At 54.7% G+C, this 393-nt stretch carries 1 pseudogene; it reads left to right on the plus strand.

Features of this window, described 5'->3' with window-relative positions:
* Window positions 1-202: 202 nt before the first annotated feature.
* A pseudogene (locus AC1DLB_RS32290) lies at window positions 203-393 on the plus strand (hypothetical protein); the annotation flags it as partial.

The following is a 393-nucleotide window of genomic DNA, read 5'->3' on the forward strand; positions in this document are numbered from 1 at the left end:
GCTCGGTGCAAGCGCTTTTGTCCATGATGTGACGAGGTTTGGCGTATGGCATGCACTCCCTATAAATGACATTCTCCAAAGGAGGCAATGTGCATGAACTGTCTCGTTCAATTGACGGGTGTCAGTTCATTCACCTGCTGTTCCATTCCCGGTCCCTTAGTCTCAAATCTAATGCAGAGTTGATGTCGAGAAGGAGTCTGATATGAAGAAACTACTTACGGCCGGCTTGCTGGCTGTCATGAGCACTGCAGCGTTGGCGGCGGATGAGCCGGCGAGCGAAACGGCGAGCAAAACGGCGAGCGAAGCAGTGAGCGAAGAGGTGAGCGAGCCATTGTCCTTGAGTACCCCGCTGGTTGGGGGAGTGACGGTCGCAGAAACCGTGGTGATCGGCGC

The organism is Pseudomonas sp. 05N434 (assembly GCF_056396965.1).